The sequence below is a fragment of the Luteococcus sanguinis genome, assembly GCF_039527675.1.
Classification (GTDB): Bacteria; Actinomycetota; Actinomycetes; order Propionibacteriales; family Propionibacteriaceae; genus Luteococcus; species Luteococcus sanguinis.
In genome coordinates this window covers 1-19779 of sequence record NZ_BAAAKI010000016.1, presented here as the reverse complement: position 1 = coordinate 19779, position 19779 = coordinate 1, and the positions used below count along the sequence as shown (strand labels likewise).

The window sequence follows — 19779 nt, the reverse complement described above, 5'->3', positions numbered from 1 at the left end:
ACCCAGTTCGTGGGTTATCGCGTCGCCTCAGCCCAAGAGGCCCTGGAAGCTGAAGGTGAAGGTCAGCTTCTCCCCCGTGGGCAGGCAGTACTCGGGGTGGGTCATCGCACCCCAGGAGTCGTCGCCACCCACGCCGCGGCGCATCAGGGCCGGGCGCAGGATGGTGCGCTGGTGGGGCGGAAGGTCCACGTGGTGCAGCGCGCTCTCCACCTCGACCGGCGTCCACGGCATCGCCGAGAACTCCATGGTGTCCGCGCACTCCAGCCGGAGGCCGCGGCCACGGGCGTCGGTCACCGTTGCCCACCGGACACCCGTGTGGCTGCCCGCCTCCTGCGGACGCAGGTAGGGGGTGAGCTGGTCTTCCACCAGACCGGACCAGACGCCCAGCCGCGCCCCGGCTCGGCGGTCGACGTAGCACTCGTCCGGGCCCTCGCCGTAGAACTCCAGCCGGTTGAACTCGGGCTGGGTGGCGAGCAGCATCCCGAACTCGGGCATGTCGGGCAGACCCTCGCCGGGCTCGACCTCGAGGGTGACCTCGATGCGCCCGTCACCGCTCACCAGGTAGCTGACCTGGCAGGTGCTCTGCGGGGTGGTGGGCAGCAGGTAGCGGTAGCTGAGCCGGACCCTGTCGTCCGCCTGCTCCACCTCGGGCTGCGCGACCTCGGGGGCCAGCGTCGGGTACTGGCTGGCCAGCAGCCACTGCCCGTCGCGGGCGGGCATCTGCCAGCCGCGCTCGTTGGAGGTGGGTGCGTGCCAGAAGTTCGGACGCGGAACCTGGCGCAACATCTCGTGTCCGCCGTCGCGGGTCATCCCGAAGCGGTAGGACACCAGACCGCCGTGCAGCTTGGAGAACAGCGCCGTGAAGTGCTCGCCACGGACGCCGACATTGTGGATGCCGTGGACGACCTCGGGCGCCGGAGCGCTCGGACGCACCGGCGCCTCCCCGACGCGGACAACCGCCTGGCCAAAGGCCACCTCGTGCCCGGCGGGTGCCCACTTCTCATCCGTTCGCAGATGGAAGGAGACATCGACGGTGTACTCCCCGGGCTCGGTGGGAAGCTCGGGCAAGGGGTAGCTGGCACGCTCCCCCGGAGCAACGACCGTCCCGATCGACGACCGGGCCACGACGACGCCCTGGCGGGCGATGGTGACGCGGCAGTCGTAGGCGTCCGAACTGGTGAACAGCAACCGGTTGTCGACGGTGAACTCCGCGTCCCCGACCGTGACGACCAGACCCTGGTAGAGCTTCTTCACCTCGGCCAGCTTCGGCGAGGGCGTGTGGTCGGCGAAGACGATGCCGTTGCCGCAGAACTCCCCGTCGTGGGGGGCCTCGCCGCAGTCGCCGCCGTAGCCGAAGTAGGGCTTGCCGAAGCGGTCGGTCAAGGCAATCGCCTGGTCGGCGAAGTCCCAGATGAAGGCGCCCTGGAAGAGCTCGTCGCGGTAGGCGAGGTCGATGTACTTGTCGACGGCACCGAAGGAGTTGCCCATGGCGTGCGCGTACTCGCACAGGATGAAGGGCTTGTCGCGGTGCTGTCGGAGCTGTTCCTCGACGGCTGCGGCGGAGGTGTACATCTGGCTGACGATGTCGGTGCTGTCGGGGTACCGCGGGTCGTGGTGCACCCCTTCGTAGTGCACCGGACGGGTGTCGAGCTCGCGGAAGTGGTCGGCGAGCTTGGCGATGTTGCCGCCGCCGAAGGACTCGTTGCCGCACGACCAGATGACGATGCTCGGGTGGTTCTTGTCGCGCTGCACCATCGAGTCGGCCCGGTCGATCAGGGCGGGCAGCCATTCCGCGCGATCTCCCGGGAGCGCCTGCTCGACGGGTAGGTTCTCGCGCCACAGCTTGTCCCAGACACCGTGGGACTCCATGTTCATCTCGTCGATGACCATCAGGCCGTACTGGTCGCACAGCTCGTAGACGAAGCTGTTGTTCGGGTAGTGGCTGGTGCGCAGCGAGTTGATGTTGTTCTGCTTCATCAACACGATGTCGGCCTCGGCCTCGGCGCGGGTGATCACCCGTCCGTTCAGCCCGAAGTCGTGCCGGTTGACGCCCTTGAAGACGACGCGCTGGCCGTTGAGCTTGAGCACGCCACCCTCGATCGCGAAGCGGCGGATGCCGAAGGCCTGCGCGATGACCTCCCCGTCGGTCTCCTCGCCGTCAATCTCGATGCGCAGCTGGTACAGCTCGGGAGACTCCGGGCTCCACAGTCGGGGGTCGGTGATCTCGGCGGTGAAGGTGCCGTCATCGCCGCGCTCCAGCTCGGGTCCGTCGACGACGCGGACGCTGACCTGACCGTCCCCGACGACCTGCAACCGGCAGCTCACGACGGCCCGGGCCAGGTCATCGTCCAGTTCGCTGCGCACCCGGACGTCCTCGACGTGGGTGGCGGGACGGCGACGCAGGACGACGTCGCGGAAGAGGCCGGAGAAGCGGTAGAAGTCCTGGTCCTCGATCCAGGAGGCGGCGCTGAACTTGAAGACCTGAGCGGCCAGCACATTCTCGCCCTCGACCAGGGCGTCGGTGAGGTCGAACTCGGAGGGGGTGAAGGTGTCGCAGGCGTAGCCGATCCAGCGTCCGTTGAGCCACACCGACAGCGCGGATTCGGCGCCGTGGAAGGTGATCGAGACGCGCTCGCCCTCGGCGACCGGGTGGTCGAGCGTGAACCGGGTCAGGTAGCTGGCCACCGGGTTGAAGCGTTGCGGCACCTCGCCGGGCTCGAGCTGCTCGTGCCCGTCCCAGGGGTACTGGACATTGACGTACTGCGGCCGGTCGTAGCCCTGCAGCTGGATGTGGCCGGGGACGGCGATGTCGTCCCAACCGGAGGCGTCGAAGTCGGTCGCCTCGAAGCCCGCGATGGTGCCGGCGGGGTTCTTGGCATAGTGGAACTTCCAGCTGCCGTTGAGGCACTGCTCGTAGCTGGACGCGCCGGTGGCCAGCTCCTGCTCGCTGGCGAACCAGCGATGGTCGGAATGGGCGGGCATCCGGTTCTCAGCGAACTTCGTCGGGTCGTCCAGAAGGCTCGTGTCGAAGGTGGGCTGTGTCATTTGATGGCTCCCGTGATGCCTTCGGTGAAGGCGCGTTGAAGGACGAGGAAGAGGACCATGGTCGGCACCGACGCGATGAGAACGGCGAGCATGAGCATGCCGTAGTCGGTGACGTAGCCGGCCGTCAGGTTGGAGACCAGCATCGGCATGGTCTGGAACTCGCTGTTGACCAGGATCACCTTGGGCCACAGGAAGTTGTTCCAGGCGGCCATGAAGGTCACCACGGCCGCCGCCGCGTAGGTCGAGCGCATGGTGGGCAGGAAGATGCGTCCGAAGATGTGCAGTTCGCTCAGCCCGTCCAGCCGTGCGGCCTCGATGATCTCCCGCGGGAACGAGCGTGCCGACTGGCGGAAGAGCAGGATCAGGAAGGGCGTCGCGATACCGGGCAACATGACCGCCCACAGCGAGTTGATCATGTTGAGCTTCGCGAACATCCGGAACAGCGGGATCATCGTCGCGGCGAAGGGGATCATCATCGCCAGCAGCAGGATGCCCATCAGCACGTCCTTGCCGCGGGAGTGGTAGACCTCGAAGCCGTAGCCCGCGATCGAACAGACCAGCAGTGACAGCACCGTCGCCCCGATGGCGTACAGCGCCGAGTGCCACAGGGCGCTCCACAACGGCTGGGACCCGATGAGGCGGTGGAAGTTGGCAGCCAGCTGGCTGCCCGGGAGCATCTTGCTGTTCAGCACGTCCTGGGACGCATTGGTCGCCGACACCGCCATGAAGTAGAGCGGGAAGAGCGAGAACAGGGACGCGATGGTCAGCGTCAGATAGGCCGGTACGCGGCGCATTCGAGGACTAGTCACGACGGTCTCCCACCTTCATCTGGATGAAGGCCAGCACCGCGACGATCATCAAGATCGCGTAGGACAGCGCGGATGCGTAGCCGAAGTTCGGGTTCTTCTGGAAGGAGATCTCGAAGAGGTAGTGGCTCAGGCTCATGGAGCCATAGGCCGGCCCGCCCTGGGTGAGGTTCCACGACTCGTCGAAGAGCTGGATGGTGCCATTGGTCGACATGATCGCGCAGAGCAGGATCATCGGCTTCAGCTGCGGCACGGTGACGTGCCAGAAGGCGCGCCAGGAGTTGGCGCCGTCCACCTTGGCGGCCTCGATCGTGTTCGGGTCGATGGTCTGCAGGCCGGCGAGGAAGAAGACCATGTTGTAGCCGGTCCAGCGCCACAGCAGGCCGAGGATGATGACCAGGCGGGCGGTCCAGGCCTGCCCGAACCAGTTGATCGGCGAGTCGATGGCCGACAGGCCCATCAGCGCGTCGTTGACCAGGCCGTCGGTGGCGAACATCGTCCGGAAGACCATCGAGTACGACACCAACGAGACCGCGCAGGGCAGGAAGATCGCGGTGCGCCACAGGCCACGGAAGCGCAGGTTCGGGTTGTTGAGCAGCACGGCCAGGACGAGCGCGAGGCCCAGCATGATCGGCACCTGCACCACCAGGTAGATCGTGTTGTTCTTCAGCGTCGTCCAGAACAGGTCGTCCTGGAGGAGGCGCGTGTAGTTGCTCCACAGCGGGTCGGCCCAGCGGAAGCGGGTTCCTCGTCCGGTCTTCATCGACAGGATGAGGGCCTGGAACATCGGGTAGAAGTTCATGATCGCGATCAGCGCCGCAGCCGGCAGCAGGAAGATCCAGCCGGTCAGGTTGTGGCGCTTCTCGGTGGTGAGCCCCCGTCGTCGGGTGGGCTCGGCTGTCATGGCTTGGGACACCGCGACAAGTCCTTCCGTGAAGTGGTGCGTGGGTGGTGATGGGTGACCAGTGCGGACGCGGCGTGGGAGGGGGCGGGTGCCCCCTCCCACGTCCGTTTGAGTCAGACGCTCCTTCGCGGAGCGGAATGCTGACCTGGGGTCACTTCATCGCGAACTCGACGGCCTTCTGGGCCTCGGCCAGCGCGGTCTTGATGTCGGTGCCCTTGATGACCTTGGTCATCGCCGCACCCAGCGCGTCGCGGGCCTCGTAGTAGAAGACGCCCGTCCGGTTGGAGGGGACGCTCTTGGAGTACTCGACGATCTTGGAGTAGATCGCCTCGTCGTTGAAGAAGGCGACGGGCTTCTTGTAGACCTCGGTCTCGGCGGCCGGGGTCCAGTTGGCCAGCGCACCCGAGGACGGCAGTATCGTCTCGTAGAGCTCCTTGGATCCGGCGAAGGTCTCCTTGAGGAAGTCGACGGCCAGCGCGGTGTTGCCCTGGGCGCTGACGGCCCACGACGAGCCACCGTTCGCGGAGTAGTTGGTGGCACCCTCCACGCCGTCCAGCTTGGGCAGGTTGGTGATCGCCCACTTGCCAGCCTGCGCCTTCGCGGTCTGCACCGAGCCCAGGATCCACATGCCGTTCATCACGCCGGCGACATTGGAGTTCACGAAGCTGCCGACGTACTGGTCCCAGGAGTTGTTCTCGGTCATGACGCCCGAGGTGAGCAGCTGCTTGTAGACCTCCAGGGCCTTGGTCAGCGGCTCGTTGTCCACGATGTTGACCTTGTCGTCATCGGTGAACAGGCTCGCGCCAGCGCTCTGCAGCATCATCATCACGATGTCGGGCTGGCCCGACTGGCCCGACAGGATCGGCTTGCCCGTCTTCGCCTTCACCTGCTTGCCTTTCGCGATGTAGTCGTCCCAGGTGATGTCGGTGAAGTCGTCGATCTTGAGGCCGGCCTGGCCGAGAAGGTCGGTGCGCAGACCGGTGATCGCGCAGCCATTGTCGAAGGGCACGCCGTAGCGCTTGCCGTCGACGGTGGAGTAGTTGACGACCGACTCACCGAACTGGTCGTAGGCCAGGCCGGAGTCGGTGAGGTCGGCGAACAGGTCGGGGTAGTTGATGACGTTCTTCTGGAAGGCATTGTTCTGCACCAGGAAGATGTCGGGGAGCTGGTCACCCTTCTGCGACTGGGCCAGCGTGGTGATCTTGGTCTGGATGTCGTCCCAAGGGGTCTCGATCGCGTTCATCTTCACGTCAGGGTGCTTGGCCGCGTAGATCTTCCCGGCCTCCTTCATCGCGTAGACGTTGAAGGCGGGGTCCCAGCACCAGGCGTCGAGGGTGCCGCTGGTGGGCACCGAGGCATCGGCCTTGGGGGCGGTCGTGTCGCCCGCCGAGTCGGAACCGCAGCCGGCCATGGAGACGGCCGCGGCGGAGAGTGCGCCGGCAAGGAAGGTGCGGCGGTTGAGGTCGAGCATGAGCGTCGTTTCCTTTCCATCCCCGGGACATCGGTGACCCGGGACTTTGGGATCGTGTCCAGCTGGCCGTCTTTTTGTGGCCCGCCGCACCGTGTTGATGTTGACGTTAACATACGCCCCCTGCTTTCGCCGACGCCACCGGGCTCGGTAACGATATGGCTAAGAAACCTCTCCCCCTGGCGCTCGATGGTGACGTGACCATCTCCTCGTCCCCGGGGGTCCCCCGAGGGCTAGGCTGCCCCCATGGCATCCAGTACTCGTCGTCCGGGCCTGTCCATCAAGGACGTGGCGCGAGTGGCGGGCGTCTCGGCGCAGACGGTCTCGCGGGTGGCCAACGGTTCGTCGTCGGTGCGTCCGGAGACCCGGGAGCGCGTCGAGGCGGCGATGAGCCAGCTCGGTTATGTGCCCAACCATGCGGCCCGGGCCCTGCGGGTCGGACGCTTCTCGACCATCGGGCTGATGGCACATCGCTTCGAGCGGACGGGTGAGGCGATGACCCTCAAGGCCGTCGTCGAGGCGGCTGAGGAGAACGACCTCAGCGTCACCCTGATCGACGTCCCCTCCTCGACCTCGGCCGGATGGAACCAGCGAGCGAGCCGGCTGGCACAGCAGGCGATCGATGCGCTGGTGGTGATTCGGGCGGAGACCGCGGTGCCGGAGTTGCTGGCGCTGCCGCCGTCCCTGCCGATCGCCGCCTCCGACTCACGGCTCACTGGTCACCTGCCCGGCGTGGTCGTGGACCAGATCCAAGGATCGGTCGACGCGGTCGGTCACCTGCTCGAGCTGGGACACCGCACCGTCCACCACATCTCCGGCCCGCTCGACTCCGTGCCGGGCCGGGTGCGTCAGGGCGCCTGGCGTCGAACGCTGGAGGAGGCCGGGATCCATGCGCCGAACCCCTTGGTCGGCGACTGGACCGCCGAGTCCGGATACCGGGCCGGGCTGCAGCTGCTGAACGACCCCTGTGTCACGGCCGTCTTCTGCGCCAACGACGAGACCGCCTTCGGCCTGATGCGCGCCCTGCACGAGGGCGGACGACGGGTGCCGCAGGACATTTCTGTGATCGGTTTCGACGACATCGGGCTGGCCCCCTACGCCCAGGTTCCGCTCACCACCATCCGACAGGACTTCCACCAGATCGGCCATGAACTCGTCCGCCTGGTGCTGGCCCAGATGGCCGGGACGCCGCGAGCGGAACTGGGGCGGGTGGTGCTCCCCAGCGAGCTGATCGTCCGGGGGAGCACGGCAGTTCCGCGGCCTCGTTCGTCCTAGTCGCGGCGAGCGCCAGCAGTCGCGTCGTGTCCGTGGGGTGCGATAGGAGAACCGTTCGGTACAATTTTGTTACGGTACCGTAGGTTACGCATCCGTAGGTTACGGGTGCGTAGACGGAGGTTCGCGCGATGAACGAGAACGGTCTTCCCACTGTCATCCAGGGCGGCATGGGCGTTGCCGTGTCCAGCTGGCGGCTGGCGCGCGAGGTCTCGATGGCCGGCGAGCTCGGCGTCGTCTCCGGCACCGCGCTCGACGCGGTGCTCGCCCGCACGCTTCAAGACGGCGACCCGGGTGGTCACTACCGTCGCGCGCTGGGCGCCTTCCCCAACCAGGAGCTCGCCGAGGCGGTCCTGGCCAAATACTTCAAGCCGGAGGGACGCGGTGGCGCGCCCTACCGTCCTGTCCCCACGCTGACCGTCGACCCGTCCGATGCGACCGTCCAGCTGGACGCCGTCGCGAACTTCGCCGAGGTCTGGCTGGCAAAGGAGGGCCACGACGGCGTCGTCGGCATCAACTTCCTGGAGAAGATCCAGATGGGCACCCCCAGCGCCACGCTGGGCGCGGTGATCGCGGAGGTCGACTACGTCCTGATGGGCGCCGGCATCCCGCGTGAGATCCCGCAGCTGTTGCGTGACCTGTCCGCCGGCCGTGTGGGCGGCGTACACGTGGACGTCGAGGGCGGGGATGCACACTGGTCGGCCGTCGACCCGCAGGTCGCCCTGGGCGCAGGCGTGCAAGAGTTCCCGACGCCGCGCTTCCTGGCGATCATCTCGGTGCACTCGCTGGCCGGCTTCCTCAACCGGGACGAGAAGATCAAGCCCTTCGGCTTCGTCGTCGAAGGTCCGGTGGCCGGTGGCCACTCCGCTCCCCCGCGCGGCAAGATGACGCTGGACGAGTCGGGCGACCCGATCTACGGCGAGAAGGACCTGGCCGACCTGGAGAAGATGGTGGCCTTCGGCTCCCCCTTCTGGATGGCTGGCGCCTACGCCACCCCCGAGGCGGTCGCCGCCGCGCGTGCCGCTGGCGCCGAGGGCGTCCAGTGCGGCACGGTCTTCGCGATGGCCAAGGAGTCCGGGCTCACCGACGAACTGCGTGACCAGCTCGTCGGCCAGCTGCGGGACGAGGAGCTGGACGTGCGCAATGATCCCCGGGCCTCGCCGACCGGCTTCCCCTTCAAGATCGCGCAGATGCCCGGCACGCTGAGCGATCCGGCCATCTACGAGGCACGTCCACGACTGTGTGACCTGTCATACCTGCGCCAGCCCTACGCTCGCGAGAACGGGACGATCGGCTACCGCTGCGCGTCCGAGCCCATCGACGCCTACCTCAAGAAGGGCGGCACGCTGGAGGACACCGTGGGTCGCAAGTGCCTGTGCAACTGTCTGATGGCCAACATCGGCCTGGGCCAGGAGCGCAAGGACGGCTACAAGGAGGCCCAGGGCGTCACCCTCGGCCAGGACCTCGATGGCGCCAGGCGACTGCTCGCCGCGCACCCGGATGGCTGGAATGCCCGCGAGGTCGTCGGTTTCCTGCTCGGCAGCTGACGCTCTTCGTTCCCGAGCCTGGCCTCCCCAGGATCCCCGAGCCTGTCAAGGGCTCCCCTACGCCCCGCTCCGCCACGATGTGCGCCTATTCGGCTCTCTAGGCCTACAGCTAGAAAGCCTGAGATACTCCAATCGAAGCCGTCAGCACCGCCCACGTGCGGCTGAGGGGCAGCGGCTTTGCGTGGCTTTCGCGGATTCCCGCCAAAATCGCCGCCCCAGAGTGTTTCGGTCCCTCCGCGGGACCGGATTGCTCTGAGGCGGCGATTTTGGCGCAGAAGCCCGGCCTGTTCCGGTCGCGCTGGCCGGAGGGAACCCTCGACGGACTCGGGATCGTGCGGGGTGCGGGACCTGGGATGGTGCGCGGTGAGGCTCGGGGATCGACGATTGCGGCGTATCTGATCATCTAGCTCTTTGCTTAGATACGCGCATACGAGGCAATCGGCTGGTCACATGCGGGTGGGCCGGACCAGCAACGCGGGAACGCTCCATGAACGGGGGCCGGGCAACCCCCAATGGATCCTCCCTGCGCCGGACGCCGACGAGCGCAGGCCCCACCGCGGACGCCGCCCGTCCCGGGGAACGCCACCGAGACTGACCATGACGTCTATCACGGGATCTGGTTCGATCGAATGCCTGGGCCCGTCATCTCGCGAAGGGGTCAGCCGAGGAGGCGACCGCCGAGGTCAAGTGCGCCGGGCAGCAGGAAGAGCATCCCCAGCGACCACACCAGATGCGTGATGGTCGGGGCCAGGAAGCCACCGGTCGCTCGTCTCTGCAGCCCGACCACCAGCCCCAGCAATGCGGCCGCCAGCACCAGCAGCGGGATGCCCGAGAAGGCCGTGACCACGGCGTAGAGCCCGGTGCTGACCAGCACCCGCTGGCGTCGTCGCACAGCTTGGAAGAGCGCCCCGCGGAAGAAGTACTCCTCCCCCAGACCATTGAGAGCGGTGAGCGCGGCGACCAGGGGCAGGGAGCCACGTCGGGCGTGGTCGAGCAGGTCCTGCACGGGCCCGGCCAGCAGCGGGATCCGCGACACCAACAGCGCACCAGCCAGGAAGAGCGCCAGCAACGATCCTCCCCAGACCAGCGACTGGACGACGCCGTGGGTCAGCGTCTGGCCGTGGCGGGGACGGGCGTGGCCAGGGGCAACCGGACCAGACAATCGGGCCCCGACCAGCCACACCAACGCCAGCCCAGCGGTCGCCGGGTAGAAGAGCGCGTCACCGGGCGCCACGCCCAGCGACCAGCGCAGCGTGAGCGCCCCGACCAGCAGCGTCGCCGCACAGACGACCATCCGGCGCACCGGCTTCTCGTCCGTATCGGCGTCGGTCTCGACGGCAGGGTCGAGCAGGGAGGCATGGACGAAGCGGCGCAGCTCGTCCAGCGCCGGGGATGACATCATCGGTCTGCCTCTCGTGTCGGCCGTGGCCAACCTAGCCGCCCCGGGGTCGCTGGTGGTGGCTGACTTCCTTCGCTGTCGGCAAACACGGTCACAGAGGTGGTGCTCAGGCGGGCACGCTCGGGCACGATGTGACCGTGACCCAGAACCCCGCCCCCACGTCCGACAACCGACTCGGCCTGGTCACCGGCGCGTCCGGATACATCGGTGGGCAGGTGGTCGGGCGACTGCTGGACGAGGGCTGGCGGGTCCGCGTGCTGGCCCGCACGCCGGGCAAACTTCCCGACGAGTGGCACGACCGCGTGGACGTCGTCGAGGGCGATGCCGGCGACGCGGATGACCTTGCGAAGGCCTTGCTGGGAGTGGACGTCGCGTGGTTCCTGATTCACTCGATGGGCGACGAGGACGACTTCGCCAAGCGCGACCGCGAGATCGCCGAGGCCTTCGCGACCGCGGCGCGTGACGCCGGAGTGGGCCGGATCGTCTACCTGGGTGGTCTGCACCCCGACGGCGAGGAACTCTCGCCCCATCTGGCCAGCCGGGTCGAGGTGGGCAAGGTGCTGATGGCCAGCGGGGTGCCCACGGCGGCAGTCCAGGCGGGCGTGGTGCTGGGCGACGGGTCGGCGTCCTTCGACATGCTCAGGACGCTGTCCGAGAGACTGCCCGGATCGATCGGCCCACGGTGGCTGAAGAACCGCATCCAGCCGATCCACGTGGATGACGTCGTGCACTACCTCGTCCGCGCTGCTGACCTGCCCCCGGAGCAGAACCGAAGCTTCGACGTGGGCGGGCCCGACGTACTCAGCTATGCCGAGATGATGTCGCGCTATGCCAGCGTCCAGCACCTTGGCCCCCGGCCGTCGCTGACGGCTCCGGTGTGGACGCCAAGGCTCGCCTCACGGTGGATCAGCCTGGTGACCCCGGTGCAGGCAGCGATGGCGCGTCCGCTGGTGGAGTCCTTGCACCACGACAATGTCGTTTCCGAGCGGGACCTCGAATCGCTGGTCGGCGCGCCGAGCGGGGGCGCGACCGGATTCGACGAGGCCGCCAGACGGGAAGCCGCGGACCTCGACCAGTACCGCTTCTGGAAGATCCTGGGCGCAACCACCGCTGCTGCCGCTGGTGCCGCGATCATCGGGACGATCGCCACCGTCCCCGCGACAGGCTGGTTCAAGACCCTCGACAAGCCAGCTTGGCAACCCCCGAACAGCGTCTTCGGACCCGTCTGGACCGCCTTGTACGCAGACATTGCGATCATGTCGGCGCTGCACCTGGCCGACCTGCTGGATGCCGTCGAGCAGGACGAGGCACGCGAGTTCGCAGGCGCGCTCGGCGTGAACCTGGTGCTCAACGGCGGCTGGTCCTGGGTCTTCTGGCAGGCACGTCAGCTGGGAGCCGCCACGGGGGTGGCCGCTGCCCTGGCCGCCAGTTCCGCAGACCTGGTGCGTCGGGTGGGCAAGCGTCACGAGCGCGGCGTCGCCTTGGCCCCCTATGCGGCGTGGACGGCCTTCGCCACCGTTCTCACCGCCGAGTTGTGGCGTCGTAACCGCTGACGTCCATTCGTTCGTTCGTTCGTCCGATCATTCGTCCCGAAGGAGCACCCCATGACCGCTGATCAACAGACGATCCGTGACCTTGTCGACGGCATCCGCTTCGCCATGCTCACCACCCAGGACGGCGGGCGGCTGGTGAGCCGTCCGATGACCCCGCTGCGCATCGAGGACGACCTGACGCTGCTGTTCGTCACCCAGCGCGACACCGACGTGGCCCAGCAGTCGGTGGCCGGGCCGGTGAACCTGGCCTTCGCCGAGAAGGGCACCTTCGTGTCGATCTCGGGCACCGCCGAGTTGCTCGACGACGTGGAGCTCAAGAAGGACCTGTGGAGCATCGCGACCGAGGCGTACACCGAGGAGGGCCCCGAAGACCCGAGCAATGTCGTCCTCGCCGTGCACCCCGAGTCGGCCAGCTACTGGGAGTCGGCGTCCGCGCCGGTGACCATCGTCAGCATGCTCAAGGCGGCAGTCACCAACGGCAAGCCCGAGGCCGGGGACCACGGCACCGTCGAGTTGTGAGTTCGTCACTACCGAAGCGCTCCCGTGGCTGAACCGGAGCGCACCGAGGACGGGCGCTACATCGTGGTGGACGGGCGTCGCTGGCGTGCCAGCGACCCCGCCATCCCGGACGCTCTGCGGGCCGAGCTGGTTGCCGAACTGATGGACGCAAGGCGGCTGGTCCGCACCGACCCGGCAACGGCGCGGCCCCGAGTGCAGGACGCGAAGGTCGCGCTCGGTGAGCGCGGTGAGACCTGGTGGGAGCCCACCGAGGAAGGACGCCGGGTGCGTCTGGCAGCATCGATCCGGGCGCTGTTGAGACATCGGGACGGGTCGACGATCTGCCCCAGCGATGCAGCCAGGGTGGTCGGCGGTGAGGGTTGGCGTGACTTGATGGGTTTGGCGCGCGAGGTCGCCGGGGAACTGGCAGCGCACGGGCAGATCAGGGTGCAGCAAAAGGGCGTGGACGTCGATCCGGCCACCGTCAAGGGTCCGATCAGACTGGCTCCGCTGGCGTAGCGCTGGGAACCACGCGCGGCGGGCATCTGTCGCGGTCCTAGAATTGGGCGATTTGTCCACATGCCGAGGAGTCCTGCCGGTGACCACCACCCTGCCCGCGCCCAGCACCACCGAGCGTCCCAGCCGTTACGCCCTGACCGCCCTGCTCGCGTCCGCCGTCGGGTACGCGATGGACGGCTTCGACCTGCTGATCCTGAGCTTCTCGCTCGGCGCCATCACCCGCACCTTCGGCCTCGGCACCTCGCAGGCCGGATTCCTCGCCACCATCACCCTGCTCGGCGCGGTGCTGGGCGGGATCGTCGGCGGCATCGCGTCCGACCGCATCGGACGGGTGAAGGTGCTCACCATCTCGATCCTGGTCTTCGCGGTGTTCACGGCCTGCACGGGTCTGGCGCCGAACTACCACCTGCTGGTGCTGTTCCGCTTCCTGTCAGGCATCGGTCTGGGCGCCGAGTACGGCGTCGGCATGACGCTGGCGACCGAGGCCTGGCCGGCGAAGTGGCGCGGACGGGCGGCCTCCTTCGTGGCCGTCGGCTGGCAGGTCGGCGTGTTGCTGGCCGCCTTCGTCTCGGCATGGGCGCTCGGCAACCCGTCCGTCGGCTGGCGCGGACTCTTCCTGATCGGCGCGGTGCCCGCGCTGCTCGCCTTCTTCACCCGTCGGCACGTGGACGAGCCGGAGATGTTCGAGGCCAAGGCGCCCAGCAGCAACCCCGTGCGGGAGTTGTTCAACTCCCCCGAGCGGGTCCGGCACTCACTGGCGATCTTCGTGCTCACGTCCGTGCAGAACTTCGGCTACTACGGCCTGATGGTTTGGCTGCCGAGCCACCTGTCGAAGACCTACGGCTTCTCGCTCACCAAGAGCGCCACCTGGACGGCCGTGACCGTGCTCGGCATGATCACCGGCATCCTGGTGTTCGGCTTCATGGCCGACCGGGTCGGACGACGTCCGATGTTCCTCGCCTTCCAGCTCGGCGCCGTGATCTCGGTGCTGGCCTACTCCCAGTTGCACAGCCCCCTCGCGCTGCTCATCGGCGGCGCGGTGATGGGCGCCTTCGTCAACGGCATGATGGGCGGCTACGGCGCCCTGACCGCCGAACTGTTCCCGACCCACGCCCGCGGCACCGCACAGAACGTGCTGTTCAATGCCGGACGAGGTGTCGGCGGCTTGGCGCCGTGGCTAGTCGGACTGGTCGCCGGCTCGCACGGTTTCGGCTTTGCGATCGGTCTGCTGGCATCGATCTACGTCCTGGACCTGATCGTGACGCTGCTGCTGGTGCCGGAGCGCCGCGGTGTGGAGCTCGACTCGGTGGGTCAGCGCGAACGTCCCGATCTGAGGCCGTGACGCTCACGTGACGTCCTGCGAGCCGGGCGGTGTGAATCAAGCAACGAGGACGGCACAGCAGTGGTGATGGTAAGCCTGCCTGGGGCGACGCAGCCCAGTCCCTGCAGATGTGCTCGGCCCGGGAAGAAGCAAGAAAATACCCCCGGTGCCGAACGGCTGAACCGTAAAGCATGATCCGGGGGACTTCGGGATCTAGTCTACGTCGGGTGAGTACCGACAGGCAAGCAGAAGAAGTGGACCTCTACAGCGCCCTGATCAGGGTGCTCCCTCCCGCACGCATGGCCACGTATCTCACCGCCGCCAAGAATGACTCGCAACTCGCGGCACGGCTTTACCTATGGAACCGGGACCTTTCGGTCGCCATTCTGGGCGATATCGCGCTCCTCGAGGTGGCCTTGCGGACAGCAATGCATGATGCCGCCTGCACTACTTGGGGGCCGCAGTGGTACCAAGTTGTGGCTCTCGATGATCGAAGCTGTGGGCAACTGGCTACGGCGTGGAGCCACCTGCCCAACGCGGTGACGAAGCAACCGGATGATCCAGCAGCGCCTGGACGACTCGTCGCTCAATGCATGTTTGGCTTCTGGACGAACCTGCTGGACAAGGGCGGCTACACGGGTCGAGAGCCGCGCCGACTGGACGTCAGTTACGAAGAGCTGTGGCTCAAGGCATTCAGGGCGGCGTTCCCCGGGGGGAGACTCGAGGCCAAAGCGATCCGCCACGCTTCAGGCGAGGTCGAGCCCACCTTCACCCGCGAGTGGGTGCACAGCGTTTGCAAGATCGTCAACGAGCTGCGAAACCGTGTGGCGCATCATGAAGCACTGATCAATGGGTTCCCGATGAAGGGCCAGCAGGGCGTTCGGTACACAGCGGCTGAGGGCTATGCCCATCTTGAACTTCTCGCCCGCATGATCGACCGTGACTTCGCGAGCTGGCTTGCTGTCAACTCCTCCGTACATGCCCTGTTGGGATCGAGACCAGAATCAACCGTTGTGAATCAGGATCTTCCTGCCCCTACCCCCATGTAGGGAACACGGGCATTTCCCTGAGTTCCTTTGCGGGAACGACGCTGCCAGAGCGGAAACCCCTTCTCACGGACTCTCAGCCCTTCTCGCGTTTTCGCTAGAAACCCCCATACACTCCGAGCATGGACCCGATCCGCAACCCCTATGCCCCCGGCGCCGGCCAGCGGCCCCCCGAGCTGGCGGGTCGCGACGACCAGCTGCGCACCTTCGACGTCGTGCTGGAGCGCACCGCCAGGCAGCGTCCGGAGCGCTCGATCATCCTCACCGGGCTGCGTGGCGTGGGCAAGACCGTCCTGCTGAATGCGCTGCGCGGGTCGGCGGTTCGGGCGAAGTGGGGCACCGGCAAGTTCGAGGCCCGCCCTGACCAAGGTATTCGTCGTCCGCTGGGGGCGGCGCTGCACATGGCCGTCCGTGAGCTCGGGCACCGCGACGCCGACACCGTGTTGGGCACAGTCAAGGCCTTCATCGAGCGCGACGTCAAGCCCGGCGCCAAACTGTCCGAGCGCTGGAACCCCGGCATCAACGTCCCCGCCACCAAGGGCCGCGCCGACTCCGGCGACATCGAGATCGACCTGGTCGAGCTGTTCACCGACGTCGGCGGGCTGGCCGCCGACATGGGCGTCGGCGTGGCGATCTTCATCGACGAGATGCAGGACCTCCAGCCGGACGACGTCTCGGCGCTGTGCGCGGCGGTCCACGAGATCAGCCAGCAGCGCCTCCCGCTGATCGTCGTCGGCGCCGGGCTCCCCCACCTGCCCGCCGTGCTCTCGGCGTCCAAGTCATACTCCGAGCGGCTCTTCCGCTACAACCGGATCGACCGGCTGGAGCGCACCGCCGCCGACCTGGCCCTCACCCTCCCGGCCGAGGACGAGGAGGCCGCCTTCGAACCCGAGGCCCTCGACGCGATGTACGCGCTGACCGGCGGCTACCCCTACTTCATCCAGGCCTACGGCAAGGTCGTGTGGGACCTCGCGCCGAGCTCCCCGATCACCGCCGATGACGTCCGCGTCGCCACACCGGACGCGGAGGCCGAGCTGGCCGTCGGCTTCTTCGGATCCCGCTTCGAACGCGCGACCCCCGCCGAGCGCGAGTACCTGCGCGCGATGGCCGAGGCCGGCCTGGAGGACGACGAGTCCGGCGACGCCGACCAGGTCGCCACCTCGCGCGTCGCGGAGATCCTGGGACGCAAGGCGCAGTCGCTGTCCCCGGCCCGGGACGCGCTGATGAAGAAGGGCCTGGTGTACTCGGCCGAGCGCGGGAAGGTCGCCTTCACCGTCCCCCACTTCGGCCGGTACCTGCGCCAGCAGCAGTCCTGAGCCTGATGGGCCCGGGGTTCAGAGGGTGATGCCCACGTACTTGGTCTCGAGGTACTCGTCCAGGCCCTCGTGGCTGCCCTCACGCCCCAACCCGGACTGCTTCACGCCACCGAATGGCGCCGCCGGGTTGGACACCACGCCCGTGTTGAGCGCGACCATGCCCGACTGGAGCTTCTCCACTGCCGTGATCCCGCGGCCGATGTCGCGGGAGAAGACATAGGCCATCAGCCCGAACTCGGTGGCGTTGGCGAGCTCGATCGCCTCCTCGTCGGAGTCGACGACGACGATCGGCGCGACGGGCCCGAAGATCTCCTGGCGCAACAGGCGCGCGTCGCGGGGCACGTCGCCCAGCACCGTGGGCTCGAAGAAGAACCCCTCCCGCTGGAGGGCGTGGCCGCCGGTCAGCACGGTCGCGCCCTTGGCGACCGCGTCGTCGACGAGTTCGGCGACCTTGTCGCGGGTGGCCTGGTCGACCAGCGGGCCCAGGGTGGTGGCCTCCTCGGTTCCGGCGCCGACCACCAGCTTCTCGGTGGCCTCCACCAGCTTGGACGTGAACTCCTCGGCGACATCGCGGTGGACATAGAAGCGGTTCGCCGCGGTGCAGGCCTCGCCGTTGTTGCGGAACTTCGCGGGCATCGCTCCCTTCACGGCGGCGTCCACATTGGCATCGGACAGCACCAGGAAGGGGGCATTGCCGCCGAGTTCCATGGACGTGCGCAGGACGTGTTCGGAGGCCTGGCTGAGCAGCTTGCGACCGACCTCGGTGGAGCCGGTGAAGGTGATCTTGCGCAGCCGGTCGTCGGCAAGGATCGGTTCGGAGACGGCGCTGGAACGGGAGCTGACAACGCAGTTCACCACGCCGTCGGACACTCCCGCGGCGCTGAGCACGTCCATCAGGTAGAGCATCGTCAGCGGGGTCGCCGAGGCGGGCTTGATGACGACGGTGCAGCCGGCGGCCAACGCGGGGCCGATCTTGCGGGTGCCCATCGCCAGCGGGAAGTTCCACGGGGTGATCGCGTACACCGGCCCGACGGGTTGCTTCATGGTGAGCAGACGGTTGCCGCCGAGCGGGGCGGTGGTCCAGCGGCCCTCGGCGCGGCAGGCCTCCTCGCTGAACCAGCGGAAGAACTCGGCGCCGTAGGTCACCTCGCCCTTCGACTCCGCCAACGGCTTGCCCATCTCGAGGGTCATCAGCGCGGCGAAGGTGTCGGTGCGCTCGACGATCAGTTCGTAGGCGCGGCGCAGGATCTCGGCGCGGACGCGGGGTTCGGTGGCGGCCCACTGGTCCGCGGCGGCGCAGGCGGCGTCGAGCGCGGCGCGGGCGTCGTCCGGGGTGGCGTCGCAGACCGACGTCAGCGGCTCTCCGGTGGCGGGGTTGATGACCTCGAAGGTCGCCTCGCTGGTCGTCCACTGGCCGGCGATGAACTGGCCCCGCGGCACCTGGTTGATGACTTGTTCCACGTCCACGCCCATGATTCGTCCCCTTCGTTTCATCGCTGACCTGCGCTCGGCCTGATCTGTCCCTTCAGGCTAGTTCGCCGCCCCGCTTGCGACGGATGGTGGGCGTCGCTGGCGCGCACACCCGCCTGCTGCTGGGATGTGCCGGTGACACCCTCGACACCCTCACGTTGGGCCGGCACGACCGGACGGATGCGGCAGGCCTACCTGAAGACCCGACGCAAGGATGACGCCGCGGCCCAGGAGGACGATGCCGAGGAGATGGTGGCCCGCGCCATCATCGACCTGGCCATGCGGATCGGGGAGACGGCGATGCTCTCGGGCGCCACCGCCGCCCAGTCGGCCCGTCTGGTCGGACGGGTGACCCGCGCCTTCCACCTGCCCGCGCACGTCGATGCGACCTACACCCGCATCGTCGTCAGCTACCAGCCGTCCTTCGCGGGCGACCCGATCACGGCGATGCGCGTCGTGCCGGCCGGCATGATCGACTACCACCGCCTCGGTGAACTGGAGTCTTTGGTGGAGTCGGTGCAGGCGGGGCATCTGGAGGTGGGAGAGGCGAGGGTCCGGTTGAGCGAGGTGCGCGGACGAGCCAGCCAGTACCGCACCTGGGTGATGGTGCTCGCGTCCGGCGTGATGGGTGGTGCCTTCGCCGCGATCCTGGGCGGCAGCGTGGGCGACCAGATGGTCGCCGCGCTGGCGGCTGCGTTGGTGGATCTGGTTCGTCGTCCGTTGATGAAGTTCGGCACGACGCCCTTCTTCGCGCAGGTCGTCGGCGCAGCGGTGCCGACGGCGATCGCACTGGGGTTGATGAGCGCCCGCAGCCACTGGCCGAATCCGGTGTGGGAGTCGATGACGCCGGGCATCATCGTCGCCGCCGGGATGGCGTCCATGCTGGCCGGCATCGGTCTGATGGCCGCCGCGTCGGAGGCGATCGAGGGCTACTACCTGACCGCCAATGCCCGCACCTTCGAGGTCTTCACCATGACCGGCGCGATCGTGCTGGGGCTGTTGGTGACGCTGTGGCTGGGCCTGCGGGTAGGTGTCCAGGGATACCTGACGCCGGTCGCCGGGTTCACGACGGCCCTGACCCACCAGTTGTTCGCGGCCGGGGTGATCGCCCTGGCCTTCGGGGTGGGCTGCCACATGGGCCCGCGGGCGTCGGTGGTCGCGTTCTGGCTGGGGGTGCTGCTGTGGGGCGGGTATTCGGCGGCGCGGACGCTGACCGACTCGCACCCTGCGGCGTCCGGGGTGGCGGCGGTGCTGATCGGGCTGATCTCCCAGCTGACGGGACGCAAGCTCGCCATCCCCGTGGTGGCGATGGTGACGATCGGGGTGTCACCGCTGATGCCCAGCCTGTTGCTCTACCGGGGCGTGTTCACCGCCGTCACCGGGCTGGGCCCCGACCCGGCCGGGACGCTGCTGCTGCGCTGCGCGATGACGGCGCTGGCGCTGGCGGTGGGGACCAGCTTCGGGACGGCCGTCGCGCTGGCCCTGCAGCGTCTTGGGCGACTGCGCCGAATGCGGTTGCGCCATCGGGCGGTCGCGACCGGGACGAGCGCCTAGGTGTTGGTGGCAGACAGGTTCATGACAGTCGGGTGATGGGAGCTTTCCCGCCGAGTGCTCT

15 protein-coding genes are annotated in these 19779 nt (G+C 67.9%); 9 read left to right on the top strand and 6 right to left on the bottom strand.

The features are described from left to right. Window positions 1–27 precede the first annotated feature (27 nt). The 4 genes from lacZ to ABD089_RS11120 form a co-directional block, all read right to left on the bottom strand. The gene (gene lacZ / locus ABD089_RS11135) at window positions 28–3045 is read right to left on the bottom strand and encodes a beta-galactosidase, LacZ type (RefSeq protein WP_343886476.1); all 3018 of its coding nucleotides are present in this window, start codon (window positions 3043–3045) and stop codon (window positions 28–30) included. Continuing rightward, complete coding sequence (locus ABD089_RS11130; RefSeq protein WP_343886474.1) at window positions 3042–3854, bottom strand: carbohydrate ABC transporter permease; 813 nt, start codon at window positions 3852–3854, stop codon at window positions 3042–3044. Before ABD089_RS11130 ends, lacZ begins: the two co-directional genes overlap by 4 nt. Beyond that, window positions 3847–4767 (bottom strand): carbohydrate ABC transporter permease, encoded by a 921-nt coding sequence (locus ABD089_RS11125; protein ID WP_343886473.1) that lies wholly within the window; start codon window positions 4765–4767, stop codon window positions 3847–3849. The genes ABD089_RS11130 and ABD089_RS11125 overlap by 8 nt, the downstream gene beginning before the upstream one ends. Before the next feature lie 139 nt (window positions 4768–4906). Further along, window positions 4907–6226, bottom strand: coding sequence for an ABC transporter substrate-binding protein (locus ABD089_RS11120; RefSeq protein ID WP_343886472.1), 1320 nt, complete (start codon window positions 6224–6226; stop codon window positions 4907–4909). A gap of 243 nt (window positions 6227–6469) precedes the next feature. Here ABD089_RS11120 and ABD089_RS11115 point away from each other — a divergent pair, with 243 nt between their 5' ends. Further along, window positions 6470–7498: a LacI family DNA-binding transcriptional regulator gene (locus ABD089_RS11115; RefSeq protein ID WP_343886470.1), complete on the top strand. Its 1029-nt coding sequence runs from the start codon at window positions 6470–6472 to the stop codon at window positions 7496–7498. A gap of 128 nt (window positions 7499–7626) precedes the next feature. After that, a complete protein-coding gene (locus tag ABD089_RS11110) occupies window positions 7627–9042 on the top strand; it encodes a nitronate monooxygenase (RefSeq protein ID WP_343886469.1) in 1416 nt (471 codons plus the stop codon). 658 nt (window positions 9043–9700) lie between these two features. Here ABD089_RS11110 and ABD089_RS11105 read toward each other — a convergent pair. Then, complete coding sequence (locus tag ABD089_RS11105) at window positions 9701–10444, bottom strand: CPBP family glutamic-type intramembrane protease (RefSeq protein WP_343886468.1); 744 nt, start codon at window positions 10442–10444, stop codon at window positions 9701–9703. 134 nt (window positions 10445–10578) lie between these two features. Here ABD089_RS11105 and ABD089_RS11100 point away from each other — a divergent pair, with 134 nt between their 5' ends. The 6 genes from ABD089_RS11100 (at window position 10579) to ABD089_RS11075 (ending at window position 16694) form a co-directional block, all read left to right on the top strand. After that, a complete protein-coding gene (locus tag ABD089_RS11100; RefSeq protein ID WP_343886467.1) occupies window positions 10579–11994 on the top strand; it encodes a tryptophan-rich sensory protein in 1416 nt (471 codons plus the stop codon). A 51-nt stretch (window positions 11995–12045) separates the two neighbouring features. Beyond that, window positions 12046–12513 (top strand): pyridoxamine 5'-phosphate oxidase family protein, encoded by a 468-nt coding sequence (locus ABD089_RS11095; protein WP_343886466.1) that lies wholly within the window; start codon window positions 12046–12048, stop codon window positions 12511–12513. A 24-nt stretch (window positions 12514–12537) separates the two neighbouring features. Further along, window positions 12538–13011, top strand: a complete 474-nt coding sequence (locus tag ABD089_RS11090) for a DUF3253 domain-containing protein (RefSeq protein WP_343886465.1) — start codon at window positions 12538–12540, stop codon at window positions 13009–13011. Between the two features lie 79 nt (window positions 13012–13090). Beyond that, window positions 13091–14353: an MFS transporter gene (locus ABD089_RS11085; protein WP_343886464.1), complete on the top strand. Its 1263-nt coding sequence runs from the start codon at window positions 13091–13093 to the stop codon at window positions 14351–14353. 206 nt (window positions 14354–14559) lie between these two features. Next, entirely contained in the window at window positions 14560–15381 is an 822-nt protein-coding gene (locus tag ABD089_RS11080) for a hypothetical protein (protein WP_343886463.1), read from the top strand. A gap of 119 nt (window positions 15382–15500) precedes the next feature. After that, window positions 15501–16694, top strand: a complete 1194-nt coding sequence (locus ABD089_RS11075; RefSeq protein WP_343886462.1) for an ATP-binding protein — start codon at window positions 15501–15503, stop codon at window positions 16692–16694. Window positions 16695–16712: 18 nt separating this feature from the next. On the opposite strand, the gene ABD089_RS11070 is transcribed toward ABD089_RS11075, so the two are convergent. Next, a complete protein-coding gene (locus tag ABD089_RS11070; RefSeq protein ID WP_343886461.1) occupies window positions 16713–18167 on the bottom strand; it encodes an NAD-dependent succinate-semialdehyde dehydrogenase in 1455 nt (484 codons plus the stop codon). Window positions 18168–18299: 132 nt separating this feature from the next. On the opposite strand from ABD089_RS11070, the gene ABD089_RS11065 reads away from it, so the two are divergent. Further along, complete coding sequence (locus tag ABD089_RS11065) at window positions 18300–19718, top strand: threonine/serine exporter family protein (RefSeq protein WP_343886460.1); 1419 nt, start codon at window positions 18300–18302, stop codon at window positions 19716–19718. Window positions 19719–19779: the final 61 nt, after the last annotated feature.